This is a genomic window from Actinacidiphila rubida (assembly GCF_900110255.1).
In the GTDB taxonomy this organism is placed as follows: domain Bacteria; phylum Actinomycetota; class Actinomycetes; order Streptomycetales; family Streptomycetaceae; genus Actinacidiphila; species Actinacidiphila rubida.
The window spans coordinates 1-12,723 of the sequence record NZ_FODD01000035.1; the positions used below are offsets into that span (position 1 = coordinate 1).

A 12,723-nucleotide genomic window follows, 5' to 3' on the forward strand; every position below is an offset into this window, starting at 1 on the left:
CGCGTACTGCAACGCGACCGTGCCGAGGATCTCGCTGATCCTGCGCAAGGCGTACGGCGGTGCGTACATCGTGATGGACAGCCAGTCCATCGGTGCGGACCTGACCTACGCCTGGCCGACCAACGAGATCGCCGTCATGGGCGCGGAGGGCGCGGCGAACGTGATCTTCCGCCGTCAGATCGCCGAGGCCGACGACCCCGAGGCCATGCGCGCCAGCATGGTCAAGGAGTACAAGGCCGAACTGATGCACCCGTACTACGCGGCCGAACGCGGCCTGGTCGACGACGTCATCGACCCCGCCGAGACCCGCGAGGTTGTCATCAGCTCACTGGCGATGCTGCGGACCAAGCACGCCGACCTGCCGTCCCGCAAGCACGGCAACCCGCCCCAGTAGCCCGGCCGCAGGCCGCCACAGGTCGGCGGGTCCTCAGGACCCGCCGGCCCGTCCGGTACTCAGCCCGCCTCCGTGTCCCGACGGTGCCCCGTCAGGAGGCGGTGCAGGTCAGCGCCGGGACCGTGAACGCGCCCGAGGCGGTGCCCTGGAGGCCGAAGGTGGTCGAACCGGCCGCGGCCAGCGCGCCGTTGTAGCTCAGGTTGGTCGCGGTGACCGCGGCGCCGCTCTGCGCGACGGTCGCGCTCCAGGCACTGGTCTCCTGCTGGCTGCCGGGCCAGGTCCAGGCGACCTTCCAGCCGTTGACCGCCGCACTGCCCGCGGTGACCGTCACGGTGGCGGTGAACCCGGCGTCCCACTGGTTGTCGATGTGGAGGCTCGCCGTGCACCCGCCGCCGCCCGTGCCGCCGGTGGTCCCGGCGGACGTGCCGGAACTGGTGCCCGAGGTCGTCCCGGTGGACGTCCCCGACGAGGTGCCCGACGAGGTACCGGACGACGTGCCGCCGGTCGAGCCGGTGCCGCCGAAGGTGGGGGCCTTGATGGACGTCAGGTACCCGTCCTTGACGGTGTCGACGGTCTGCCAGTCGTCCTTGAGGATGCCGCCGGTGTCACCGGAGTCGGGGTTCCACGACCAGAACGTCCAGCTGAAGCTGTCGCCGCCGTTGCCGGAGGTGGGCAGCATGTAGCCGACCAGGGCCTTGAGCCACTGCTGGTCGATCGTCGACTGCAGCGTGGTGCCGAACTCGCCCACCCACACCGGGGCGATGTTCTGCTTGAAGAGGTAGCCCCAGTACTTGTCCCAGATGCCCGGCATGTTGGCGGGGAAGCTCGGGTCGGTGAACCAGGTCTGCTGCGCGACGGACGTGGCGTAGTCGTGCGCCGAGTACACCACGCGGTTGGCGACGCTCAGTTGCACGGGGTACTGGCCGGCGCCCATCAGGTTGCCGCCCCACCAGCCCGAGGTGCCGTTGAAGGTCTGGATGCCCTCGACGAAGATCAGCAGGTTCGGGTTCACGCCGAGCACCGCGTCGCCCGCCCGCTCGGCGGCCAGCCGCCAGTCGATCGTGGTGTCGCCGCAGCCCCAGCAGGCGGGGTCGTGCGGCTCGTTGTGCAGGTCGATGCCGACCACCGCGGTGTTGCCCTGGTACCGGGTGGCCAGCGCCTTGAGGTCGGTGATCCACGTCGACTCGGGGACGGCGCTGGTGTACCAGAGCGCGGACTGCGCGCTGGAGTCCGGGCGGTGCCGGTCCAGGATCACCCGCAGCCCGACGGACCCGGCGTAGTCCACGATCTTGTCCATGACCTGGAGGGACGTCAGCCCCTGGAGGTCCTGGTTCATGTTGTAGAAGTTGATGCTGTTCGGCGTCGTGCCGGGCTTGAAGATGTCGTCGCTGTACGGCAGCCGGATGGTGTTGTAGCCCAGCGACTTCATCTGGTCGATCATGCTCTTGTAGTCGCGTGACCAGAGGCCGTGCGGCACGTAGTTGGCCGTCTCGAAGCCGAACCAGTTGACGCCGGCGATGCGCACCGGCTGGTTGTTCGAGTCGAGGATCTGGCGGCCGCTGGTGTGCCAGTAGCCGGTGCCCGCGGCGGGGGCGGCGGCGGCCGGGGCCGCGGCCGCGGAGGGCGACTGGCCGATGTACGCGAGCAGCGCCATCAGGACCGCGGCGACGGCGGCGGCCAGCGCCGACCGCTGCATGCGGGACCTGCGCAGGGGGCTCGTCGGCGAGCCCGGGAGGGAGACCACGGTGCGATTCCTCTCAGTGGGGGGCGGAACGCTTCAGCTCGTGGTGTGGGCGTGTGCCGGGAACGCGCGTGGGAGCGCTCCCATATGCAGTGCATGAAAGCGGGGGTGGCGGCGGGGCGTCAAGAGGGCCGACCGGCTTCACCTCGTGAAGCCGGCCGGCCCTGCGGTGTCAGGCGGTCAGGGGTGCGTCATGCGCAGCACGTCGAGTGCCTGGTCCAGCTGCTCCTCGGTGAGCTCGCCGCGCTCGACGTAGCCGCGCTCCAGCACGACCTGACGGATCGTCGTCCGCTGGGCCAGCGCCTGCTTGGCCACCTTCGCGGCTTCCTCGTAACCGATGTAGCGGTTGAGCGGGGTGACCACCGACGGCGACGACTCGGCGTACTCCCGCAGCCGTTCGGTGTTGGCGGTGATGCCGTCGACCGTGCGCCCGGCCAGCAGCACGGCGACGTTGGACAGCAGCCGGATCGACTCCAGCAGGTTGCGGGCGATCACCGGGAGCATCACGTTGAGTTCGAAGTTCCCGGCCGCCCCGGCCCAGGCCACGGTGGCGTCGTTGCCGACGACCTGCGCGGCCACCATCGCGGCGGCCTCCGGCAGCACGGGGTTGACCTTGCCCGGCATGATGGACGAACCCGGCTGCAGGTCCGGCAGGTTGATCTCGCCCAGGCCGGTGCGCGGGCCGGAGCCCATCCAGCGCAGGTCGTTGGCGATCTTGGTGAAGCCCACCGCGACGGTCCGCAGCTGGCCGCTGAGTTCGACCAGCCCGTCGCGGGCGCCCTGTGCCTCGAAGTGGTTGCGGGCCTCGGTGAGCGGCAGCCCCGTGGCCTCGGCCACCTCGGCGATGACCGCGGCGGAGAACCCGGCCGGGGTGTTGATGCCGGTGCCCACCGCCGTTCCGCCCAGGGGGAGTTCGGCGACCCGGGGCAGCACGGCCTGGAGCCGCTCGATGCCGTAGCGGACCTGCGCCGCGTAGCCGCCGAACTCCTGGCCGAGGGTGACGGGCGTGGCGTCCATGAGGTGGGTGCGCCCCGACTTCACGGTGGCGGCGAACTCCTCGGCCTTCGCCTCCAGCGACGCCGCGAGCCGGGCCAGCGCCGGCACCAGGTCGCCGGTCACCGCGGCGGTGGCGGCGATGTGGATGGACGACGGGAACACGTCGTTGGACGACTGCGAGGCGTTGACGTGGTCGTTGGGGTGGACCTCGCGGCCCAGCCGCTCGCCGGCCAGGGTCGCGATCACCTCGTTGGTGTTCATGTTCGAGGACGTGCCCGAGCCGGTCTGGAAGACGTCCACCGGGAAGTGCTCGTCCCAGCGGCCCTCGGCGACCTCGGCGGCCGCCGCCTGGATCGCCTCGGCGGTCTCCTTGTCCAGTACGCCGAGTTCGGCGTTGACCTTCGCCGCCGCGGCCTTGATCCGGGCCAGCGCCTGGATGTGGGCCCGCTCCAGCCGCTGCCCGGAGATCGGGAAGTTCTCCACGGCCCGCTGGGTCTGGGCCCGCCACTTGGCCTCCGCGGGGACGCGCACCTCCCCCATCGAGTCGTGCTCGATCCGGAACTGATCGCTACCGGCCGCCATCGGGGCCACCTCCGTGCATCTCGGTGAGTTCTCACCAGTGTCGCGCCGTTCTCCCCCGAGGCTCGCAGGCGCCGGAACAGGCTGTCCCATGCCTGCTGGGCAGCCCGTCCATGCTCGCAGACGCCGGATCGGCCGCGTTCCAGCGACCCGCGACGGCACGTCGCCGCGTGCGGGCCCGGGGATCGGGCGCGGGATCGGGCGCGCGAACGGGGCACCGGCCGCGGGACACGCAGGCATCCTGCCGCCCATGCCCGGACGGCATGCGTTATGTCTCTTCCAGGCATTGGACGTATGGGGAGCCGGCGGCCCACTCTGGGCGGCGTCACGTTTCCCGGAGGCGACGAGGAGCCGATCATGACGACCCAGTGGAACGCGGCGGAGGGGCGCATCGAGACGACCGCCCGCGGGCGCGGGGTGCTGTCCCGCCCCCGGCTCAACCGGGGCACCGCGTTCACCCGCGAGGAGCGGGAGGAGCTGGGCCTGGTGGGCCTGGTGCCGCCGGCCGTGCTGACCCTGGACCAGCAGGCGCGCCGCGCGTACCAGCAATACACCGCGCAGCCGACGGACCTGGCCAGGAACGTCTACCTGACGGCGCTGCACGACCGCAACGAGGTGCTGTTCTTCCGGTTGCTCGGCGACCACCTCGACGAGATGCTGCCGATCGTCTACACCCCCACCGTCGGCCGGGCCATCGAGCGCTACAGCTACGAGTACCGGCGGCCGGGCGGGGTGTACCTGTCCGTCGACGCCCCCGAGGACGTGGAGCGGGCGCTGCGGGCCGCCGAACTCGGCCCGGACGACGTCGACCTGATCGTGGCCACGGACGGCGAGGCGATCCTCGGCATCGGCGACTGGGGTGTGGGCGGCATCGACATCGCGGTGGGGAAGCTCGCCGTCTACACCGCGGCCGCCGGGATCGATCCCGGCCGGACGCTCGCGGTGATGCTGGACGTCGGCACCAACCGGCAGGAGCTGCTGGACGATCCGCTGTACCTGGGCAACCGGCACCCACGGGCGGACCGGGAGGCGTACGACGCGTTCGTGGACGCGTACGTCACGACCGCCCGCCGCCTGTTCCCGCGCGCGCTGCTGCACTGGGAGGACTTCGGGCCGGCGAACGCCCGCCGCGTCCTGGACCGCTACCGCGAGCGGGAGTTCACCTTCAACGACGACATCCAGGGCACGGGCGCGGTCAACCTGGCCGCGGTGCTGTCCGGGGTGCGGGCCAGCGGGGTGCCGCTGCGCGAGCACCGGGTGGTCATCCTGGGGGCGGGCACCGCGGGCGTCGGCGTCGCCGACCAGCTCCGTGACGCGATGGCCGCGGACGGGCTGAGCACCGAGGAGGCCACCGCGCGCATCTACGGCGTGGACCGGCACGGCCTGCTGACCCGGGACCAGGACGGGCTCCGCGACTTCCAGGTCCGCTACGCCCGGCCGGCCGCGGAGGTCGCCGGGTGGCGGCGCGACGAGGCGCTGGGCGGCGTCCCGCTGGCCGAGGTGGTGGCGCGGGTCCGGCCCACGGTGCTGATCGGCACGTCGGGTCAGGGCGGCGCGTTCACCGAGGAGGTGGTGCGCACGATGGCCGCCCACACCGACCGGCCGATCATCCTGCCGATGTCCAACCCGACCCGGCTCGCCGAGGCCACCCCGGCCGACGTGCTGGCCTGGACCGGCGGCCGCGCCCTGATCGCCACCGGCAGCCCGTTCGCGCCGGTCGAGCACGAGGGCGTGACCTACCGGATCGGGCAGGCCAACAACGCGCTGGTCTTCCCCGGCCTGGGGCTCGGCGCGATCGTCGCCGGCGCGTCCCGGATCACCGACGGGATGCTGGCGGCGGCCGCGCACGCGGTCGCCGACCACACCGATCCGGACGGTCCCGGCGCGGCGATCCTGCCGCTCACCGACCAGTTGCACGAGACGTCGGTCGCGGTCGCGGTGGCGGTCGCCCGTGCCGCCGCCGCGGACGGCGTCGCGCGGGAGACCGTGGACGACGGGATCGGCGACCGCGTCAGGGCGGCCGTGTGGCACCCGGTCTACCGCCCGTTGAAAGCCGTCTGACGTCCGTTCACCCGCTGCCCGCCCGGTCGTCGGCTGGGCGCGGGTCCTAGACTCTGTCGGCATCGCTCGACATGTCGGTACCGAGGGGGGTGGGATGCCGAATTCCGAGAGGGGGCCGGAAGGTGCGCCGATCCTCCGGCCACGCGCGTGCCCGCCGGCCAGAGGACGGCCCCGCAAGCGGATCGACCTGGGCCGGGTCGCCGACGCGGGGCTGCAGATACTCGCCGAGAGCGGCTACGAGGCGGTGTCGGTCGAGGCCGTCGCCGAGCGCCTGTCGCTGTCGCGGGCCACGCTGTACCGCAGGATCAGCACCCGGGACGAACTGCTGACGCTGATGTTCGACCGCGGCACACAGCAGTTGGAGGTCGGCGCGGCGGCCCTGCTCGCGGAGGGCCGGGAGCCGTCGGAGGAACTGCCGACGCTGGTGCGGCTGCACGTGGGCTCCGCCGTGGACCGGCGCCGGGGCATGGCGGTGTTCTTCGGCGGCGCCGAACTGCCGCCGGTGGTGCTCTCCCGCTGGCACGCGTTCAACCGCCGCTACGAGAAGCTGTGGCGCGGGGCGGTGCGGCGCGCCATGGACGCCGGGGTGCTGCCCCCGGGCGATCCGGTGCTGACCACGCGTCTGCTGCTCGGCATGGTGATCTGGGTGGCGCGCTGGGACCGGCAGGGTGCCGCGTACACCACCGAGGAGATCGTCGTCGCGACGCTGGACCTGGTCGGGCAGCGGGCCCCCCTTCGCTGACCGCGGCACCGGACGGCCGGGCCCCCCGCCGGTGGCTGGGTTAGGCTTGCCTAACTGTGATCAGAGGGCCCGAGGAGGTACGGACGATGCCCGAGCCGACACCGCGCCGGGGGCGGCGGCCCAAGCACGCCCGGGTGGCGCGCACCGAACGGCTGACGCCGCACATGATCCGGGTGGTGCTGGAGGTCGACCCGGAGGACACGCTCGAGGCGGGTGAGTACACCGACCACTACGTGAAGCTCGTCTTCGCGCCGCCGGGTGTGGTCTACCCGCAGCCGCTGGACCTGGAGGAGGTGCGGGCCTCGCTGCCGCGCGAGCAGTGGCCGCGCACCAGGACGTACACGGTGCGGACCTGGGACCCGGACGCGCGCGAGATGGCGGTGGACTTCGTCCACCACGGCGACGAGGGCCTGGCGGGCCCCTGGGCGGCGGCCGCGCGTCCTGGTGACGGCATCTGGTTCATGGGCCCGGGCGGCGGCTACGCGCCCGACCCGGCGGCCGGCTGGCACCTCCTCGCGGGTGACGAGAGCGCGCTGCCCGCGATCGCCGCGGCCGTCGAGCGGCTGCCGGCCGGTGCACCCGCGAAGGTGCTGGTCGAGGTCGCCGGGCCCGAGGAGGAGCAGAAGCTGGAGACCTCCGCGGACGCGGAGGTGGTGTGGCTGCATCGCGGGGACCGGCCGATCGGCGCGTCCCTGGTGGAGGCGGTCGCGGCCCTGGAGTTCCCCGAGGGCGACGTGCACGCCTTCGTCCACGGCGAGGCCGGCTTCGTCAAGGAGCTGCGCCGCCACCTGCGTCTGGACCGCGCGGTCCCGCGCGAACGGATGTCGGTCTCCGGCTACTGGCGGCGCGGCGCCGACGAGGACGGCTGGCAGGCGTCCAAGCGCGACTGGAACGCGGCGGTCGAGCAGGAGCAGGAGCGGTCCGGCTGACCTGCCGGCCCGTTCCTGCGGCGGTTCCGGCCCGCGGGCGGGGCCGGAACCGCCCGCGGAACGGACTCGCTCCCGGACCCTGCCGGGTCCGGGAGCGAGCCCGTTCGCGGTCCGGTCAGACCGACTTCTGGTAGGCGCGGAAGGTGCGGGTGGACAGCCAGACCGCGGCGACGGCCAGCGCCAGCAGCGCTCCGCCGCGGCTGAGCACGTCGCCCCAGCGGGGGTCCGCCGCCATCGCCGAACGACCGGACACCAGCGCCCAGTTGACCGGGTTGAAGTCGGCGACGTGCCGCATCCAGGACGGCATCAGGGCCGGCGCCATGAACGCGGAGGACAGGAACGTCAGCGGCAGCAGCAGGAAGGTGTTGATGCCGATGATGCTCTCCCGCTGGCGGACCAGCATGCCCAGCGCGTTGGAGCACGCGCCGAAGACGGTGCCGAGCAGGATCGAGGCCACGACCAGGATGACCAGGCCGCCGATGCCGCCGGGGTAGTCGGCCCCGCCGAGCTTGCCGAGCAGCACGATGACCGCGGACTGGACGGCCGTGCTGATGCCCTGCTGCACCACGTTGGCGTTCATCAGCGCCGTCCGGCTCACCGGCGTGGTCAGGAAGCGGTTGAGGGTGCCGCGTTCGATCTCCTCCAACGTGCCCATGCCCGCCCACATGTTGGACGACACCGCGCTCATCACGACGACGCCGGGCACCAGGTAGTCCAGGTACGAGCCGGAGCCGAACCCGGGCAGTTCGACGACCTTGCGGAACAGCGAGCCGAACAGGAACAGCCAGATCACCGGCTGGATCAGGGTGATGACCAGGTACGCGGGCTGCCGCAGGATCGCGGTCAGCTGACGCTGCGTCATGAACCAGGTCTGGTTGAGGGTCGTGCTCATCGGGCACCTCCGGACGGGTTCGCGGGGGCGGCGGCCTGGGCGGGCGCGGGGACTCCGGCGCCCGGCGCGGTGCCGGAGTCGGCGTCGGCGAACCGGCGCCCGGCGTACCGCAGGTAGACGTCGTCGAGCGAGGGGCGGGCGACGGTGACCGAGGCGACCGTCACGCCCTGCTGCTCCAGCGTGGCGAGCACGTGCGGGACCGCCGCCGGGCCGTCCTCGGCGCGGGCGCTCAGCCGCCGCCCGTCCAGCGTCACGTCGCGGACGCCCCCGAACTCGCCGAGCGCGGTGGCGATCAGGTGGCCGTCGACGGCGTCGGGCGCGTCCCGCAGCTCCACCTGGACGGCGTCGCCGTGCAGTTCGCCCTTCAGCGCGTCGGGCGTGCCCTCGGCCACCACCCGGCCGCGGTCGACGATGGCGATCCGCTCGGCCAGCCGGTCGGCCTCCTCCAGGTAGTGCGTGGTGAGCAGGATCGTCAGGCCCTCGTCGCCGGCGAGCCTGCCGATCTCGTCCCACATGGCGGTGCGCGCCTCGGGGTCGAGGCCGGTGGTCGGCTCGTCCAGGAACAGCACCTCGGGCCGGTGGACCAGGCCGAGGGCGACGTCCAGGCGCCGCTGCATGCCGCCGGAGTACGTCTTGACCTGCCGGGCGGCGGCGTCGACCAGGTCGAACCGGGCCAGCAGGTCGTCGGCGCGCCGGGCGAGGCCGGCGCCGCGCAGCCCGTAGAGCCGGCCCTGCAGCAGCAGGTTCTCCCGGCCGGTGGCGACCGGGTCGGCGCCGGAGCGCTGGGCGACGACGCCGATCGAGCGGCGCACCCGGTCCGGATGGCGCAGCGCGTCGTGGCCGGCGACCAGGGCGGTGCCGGAGTCGGGGCGGGCGAGGGTGGTGAGGATCTTGACGGTGGTCGACTTCCCGGCGCCGTTGGGGCCGAGCAGGCCGAAGACGGTGCCGGGCGCGACGGTGAGCGCCATGCCGTCCAGGGCCCGGACTCCGCCGGGATAGGTCTTGATCAGGTCGTGCGCCTGTACGGCGGGCGCGTCCGCGGTCATGGTCGGGTTCCTCCGCTGGGGGTCGTGCCGGGTCGGCCGAGACGGCCTGCGGGAGGAGCCGGGGATATCGTGGGTGTGCCGCACCTCGATCGCCCGACGCCCGCCACCCGTGGGTGTCCCGGTCGCTGGTTGGTGTTCCGGCGTCCGCTGTTGCCGCAGCGGGCGCCGGTGTCGTGCAGGGATGTGGTCGTTCGGCCGGGCTCGTCGCCGAGCGCGGTCAGGGGCGCCTCCGCCGGGGCGCGGGGCCGTCGGCCTCCGCCTCCGCCTTGTCGACGAGCTCCTGGAACAGCTCGGCCGAGTCGGCGTCGCGGAACTCCTCCTCGAAGCGCGACCAGCGCTCCGGGACCTCGCCGGTGTCGTGCCAGCTGCGCCACTCGGCCATGCCGGGCAGGCTGCCGTCGGCCAGTTCGCGGTGCAGCGAGCGCACCCAGGCCGCCTCGGCGTCGATCATGTGGAGCTGGTACTCGCTCTCGATCAGGAACAGCCGCGGCAGGTCGTCGCCCAGGCGCCCGAGCACACCCCGCAGGGCGGCCGCGTGCACCTCCAGGGCCCGGAGCCGCTCGCCGAGCAGGTCGCCGACCTCGTCCGGATGGAGCGCCCCGGCCAGCGAGAGCGCCGCCTCGAAGGAGGGGTACTCGCGGGCCGGCACCGCGAGCAGGTCGGCCAGCCAGTCGTGCATCTCGACCCGGCCGGACTCGGTGATGCCGTACAGCGTGCGCTCGGGCCGGTTGCCCTGCCGCTGCACGCCGGCGACCTCGACGAAGCCGTGCTTCTCCAGGTTCTGCACGACGGTGTAGAGCGAGCCGTAGTTGATCTTGATGCTGTTCTCCTTGCCGCGCTGGCGCAGCAGCCTGGCGATCTCGTACGGGTGCATGGGGCGCTCGTTGAGGAACACCATGACCGCGAGTGCCAGCGGGTTGCCGAGCTTGCGCCGCTTGGGCAAGGACCTCGCCTCCTCCATCGCTCGTCGCCGTATATCCGTGACCGAACATATCGCGTCTCCGCCGCGACGACAACCGCGATGTATCGCGAATTTCGCGGGACGGCGCCCGCCGCGCACGCGCCGTCCCGTCGCGGCCGGCGCACGGGCCCCACGCGGGCCCGCCGTGAGGAGTTCGGCCCAGGCCCGACACGGCCGCGTCATTGCGGCGAAACACCCGCTCCCTAATTTCTGTCGCCCGACAGGAATGCGCGGACCTTCGTCTCCGCCAAAGGACAGGGGGCACGGCCATGACCGCCACCGCACCGTCCGACGTCCGCCCCGACCCGCCCGGCGGCGCGGACGCCGCCGGGCTCGCCGGCTTCGGCTACCGCCAGGAACTCCACCGCAGCATGGGCCGGTACGCGTCCTTCGCGGCCGGGTTCTCCTTCATCTCGGTCCTCACGACCGTCTTCCAGTTCTTCGCCTTCGGCTACTCCACCGGCGGCCCACGGTTCTTCTGGACCTGGCCCGCCGTGCTCCTCGGGCAGTTGCTGGTGGCCGCCTGCTTCGCCGAACTCGCCGCCCGCTACCCGCTGTCGGGCGCGGTCTACCAGTGGTCGTCGCGGCTCGGCGGCCGGGTCCTCGGCTGGTACGCCGGCTGGATCATGGTGCTCGGGCAGATCGTGGTGGTCGCCGCGGCCGCGCTGGCCCTGCAGGTCGTGCTGCCCGCGGTCTGGTCGGGCTTCCAGCTCGTCGGCACCGACACCTCGCCGGTCTCGTCGGACGGCGCGGCGAACGCGGCCGTGCTCGGCATCGTGCTGCTGGCGGTCACCACCGCGGTGAACCTGCTGGACAACACGGTGATGTCGGTGGTCAACCGGGTCGGCGTGACCGCGGAGATCGCCGGCGCCGTGCTGATCGTGGTGCTGCTGTTCACGCACGCCGACCGCACGCCCTCGGTGACCGTGCACGGCGGCGGCGGAACGCAGGCACTGCTGGTCGGGTCGTTCGCCGCGGCCTACGTGATGATCGGCTTCGACAGCGCGGGCGAGATGAGCGAGGAGACCCGCCATCCGCGCCGCGTCGCGCCACGTACCATCCTGTCCGCGCTCACCGCGGCGGGCGTGCTGGCCTCACTCCTGGTCCTGGCCGGACTGCTGGCCGCGCCCAGCCTCACCGACGGACGGCTCGGCACCGACGGCCTGTCGTACGTCCTCACCAGCCGGCTCGGCGGCACCCTCGGGCGGCTGCTGCTGTGCGACGTGGCCCTCGCGGTCGCGGTCGCCACGCTGGCCATCCAGACGTCCGCCACGCGCATGGTCTTCTCGATGGCGCGGGACGGCGCGCTGCCGTGTTCCGGCGTCCTGGCGCGGGTCTCGCCGCGTACCGGCCAACCGGCCGCCCCCGCCCTGGTGGTGGGCGTGCTGGCGGCGGCGCTGCTCCTGCTGAGCTTCGCCTCCCCCGAGGCGTGGCTGGCCATCGGGACCACCTGCATCGCGATGCTCTACCTCGCCTACGCGATGGTCACCGGCCCCCAACTGCTGCGCCGGCTGCGCGGCGGGCTGCCTCCCGGCGTCGACGAGCGCGGCGCCCCCCTGTTCTCCCTGGGCCGCCTCGGCGTCCCGGTGAACGCCTGCGCCCTGGTGTACGGCCTGGCGATGGCCGTCAACCTCGCCTGGCCCCGCGCGGCCGTCTACGACCCGTCCGGCGGCCACTGGTACTTCCAGTGGTTCACGCTGCTGTTCCTGCTGGCGGCCGTGGCGCTCGGGGTGCTGTGGCGGGCCGTCAGGACGCGGCCCGGCGGGAAGGCGTGGGCCGCGGTCGTCACGGCGCCGGCGGAACCCGCACCCTGACCGCCCTCCGCCGGTGCGCCCGGTCCGCCCGGCCGCGGCGCCCGGCAGGCACGCGGAACGGTCCGGCAGCCCACGGCTGCCGGACCGTTCCGCGTGTCCGCCCCGGACGGCGCTCCTACTCGTCGTCCGGCCACAACTCGTCGGCGCGCAGGGCCAGATCCTGGAGGACGTCGGCGGACGTCAGGTCCGTGCGCCCGGAGTCGTGGACGTCGGCCAGCGCCAGGAAGACCAGCGAGAAGACGCCGGCGATCCGCTCGAAGACCGGCCCGAGCTGCTCGCTCAGCGCCTCGGACACCTCCGCGGGCGACAGGCCGGCCGGCAGGGCCACGTCCGGCACCAGCTCGTTCAGCAGGACCCGCATGTTCTGGGCCGAGACGTCGTCGCGGTCCGGATTCTCCGCCAGGCGCGCCCGAAGCTCCTTGGCCTCGGTCAGGATGCCGATGACCCGCCGCACGAACTCGCTGTCTCTCATGCCCGGAGACTACGGCTCCCCTGGGCCGCGTTCGCCGGTGCCCCGTTCCGGCGCGTCGCCGCGGGGCCGCACCGCGGGCCCGCGCCGGGGGAACCG

At 73.2% G+C, this 12,723-nt stretch carries 11 protein-coding genes; 5 read left to right on the forward strand and 6 right to left on the reverse strand.

The annotated features are described in order from the left end of the window. A partial coding sequence (locus tag BMW99_RS29110) for a carboxyl transferase domain-containing protein (protein ID WP_322900216.1) occupies positions 1-394 on the forward strand: 394 nt, incomplete at its 5' end. A gap of 91 nt (positions 395-485) precedes the next feature. Here BMW99_RS29110 and BMW99_RS29115 read toward each other — a convergent pair. Both BMW99_RS29115 and BMW99_RS29120 read right to left on the reverse strand, forming a co-directional pair. Continuing rightward, positions 486-2,090, reverse strand: coding sequence for a cellulase family glycosylhydrolase (locus tag BMW99_RS29115; RefSeq protein WP_107451672.1), 1,605 nt, complete (start codon positions 2,088-2,090; stop codon positions 486-488). A 225-nt stretch (positions 2,091-2,315) separates the two neighbouring features. Further along, positions 2,316-3,713 carry a class II fumarate hydratase gene (locus BMW99_RS29120; protein ID WP_069465804.1) on the reverse strand — a complete coding sequence of 466 codons (1,398 nt, stop codon included), beginning with the start codon at positions 3,711-3,713 and terminating at the stop codon, positions 2,316-2,318. 354 nt (positions 3,714-4,067) lie between these two features. On the opposite strand from BMW99_RS29120, the gene BMW99_RS29125 reads away from it, so the two are divergent. From BMW99_RS29125 to BMW99_RS29135, 3 genes are all read left to right on the forward strand, one after another. After that, complete coding sequence (locus BMW99_RS29125; RefSeq protein WP_075017861.1) at positions 4,068-5,771, forward strand: NAD-dependent malic enzyme; 1,704 nt, start codon at positions 4,068-4,070, stop codon at positions 5,769-5,771. A 94-nt stretch (positions 5,772-5,865) separates the two neighbouring features. Next, on the forward strand, positions 5,866-6,513 hold the full coding sequence (locus BMW99_RS29130) for a TetR/AcrR family transcriptional regulator (RefSeq protein WP_069466238.1): 648 nt from the start codon (positions 5,866-5,868) through the stop codon (positions 6,511-6,513). Between the two features lie 86 nt (positions 6,514-6,599). Further along, positions 6,600-7,442 carry a siderophore-interacting protein gene (locus BMW99_RS29135; RefSeq protein ID WP_069466237.1) on the forward strand — a complete coding sequence of 281 codons (843 nt, stop codon included), beginning with the start codon at positions 6,600-6,602 and terminating at the stop codon, positions 7,440-7,442. Between the two features lie 115 nt (positions 7,443-7,557). Here BMW99_RS29135 and BMW99_RS29140 read toward each other — a convergent pair whose 3' ends face one another. The 3 genes from BMW99_RS29140 to BMW99_RS29150 form a co-directional block, all read right to left on the reverse strand. After that, positions 7,558-8,334, reverse strand: a complete 777-nt coding sequence (locus BMW99_RS29140; RefSeq protein WP_069466236.1) for an ABC transporter permease — start codon at positions 8,332-8,334, stop codon at positions 7,558-7,560. Beyond that, positions 8,331-9,380, reverse strand: coding sequence for an ATP-binding cassette domain-containing protein (locus tag BMW99_RS29145; protein ID WP_069466235.1), 1,050 nt, complete (start codon positions 9,378-9,380; stop codon positions 8,331-8,333). The genes BMW99_RS29140 and BMW99_RS29145 overlap by 4 nt, the downstream gene beginning before the upstream one ends. Before the next feature lie 217 nt (positions 9,381-9,597). After that, positions 9,598-10,323, reverse strand: a complete 726-nt coding sequence (locus BMW99_RS29150) for a PadR family transcriptional regulator (RefSeq protein ID WP_079138870.1) — start codon at positions 10,321-10,323, stop codon at positions 9,598-9,600. 287 nt (positions 10,324-10,610) lie between these two features. Here BMW99_RS29150 and BMW99_RS29155 point away from each other — a divergent pair, with 287 nt between their 5' ends. Next, entirely contained in the window at positions 10,611-12,155 is a 1,545-nt protein-coding gene (locus BMW99_RS29155) for an amino acid permease (protein WP_069466234.1), read from the forward strand. A gap of 115 nt (positions 12,156-12,270) precedes the next feature. On the opposite strand, the gene BMW99_RS29160 is transcribed toward BMW99_RS29155, so the two are convergent. Further along, positions 12,271-12,627, reverse strand: a complete 357-nt coding sequence (locus BMW99_RS29160; RefSeq protein WP_069466233.1) for a hypothetical protein — start codon at positions 12,625-12,627, stop codon at positions 12,271-12,273. Positions 12,628-12,723: the final 96 nt, after the last annotated feature.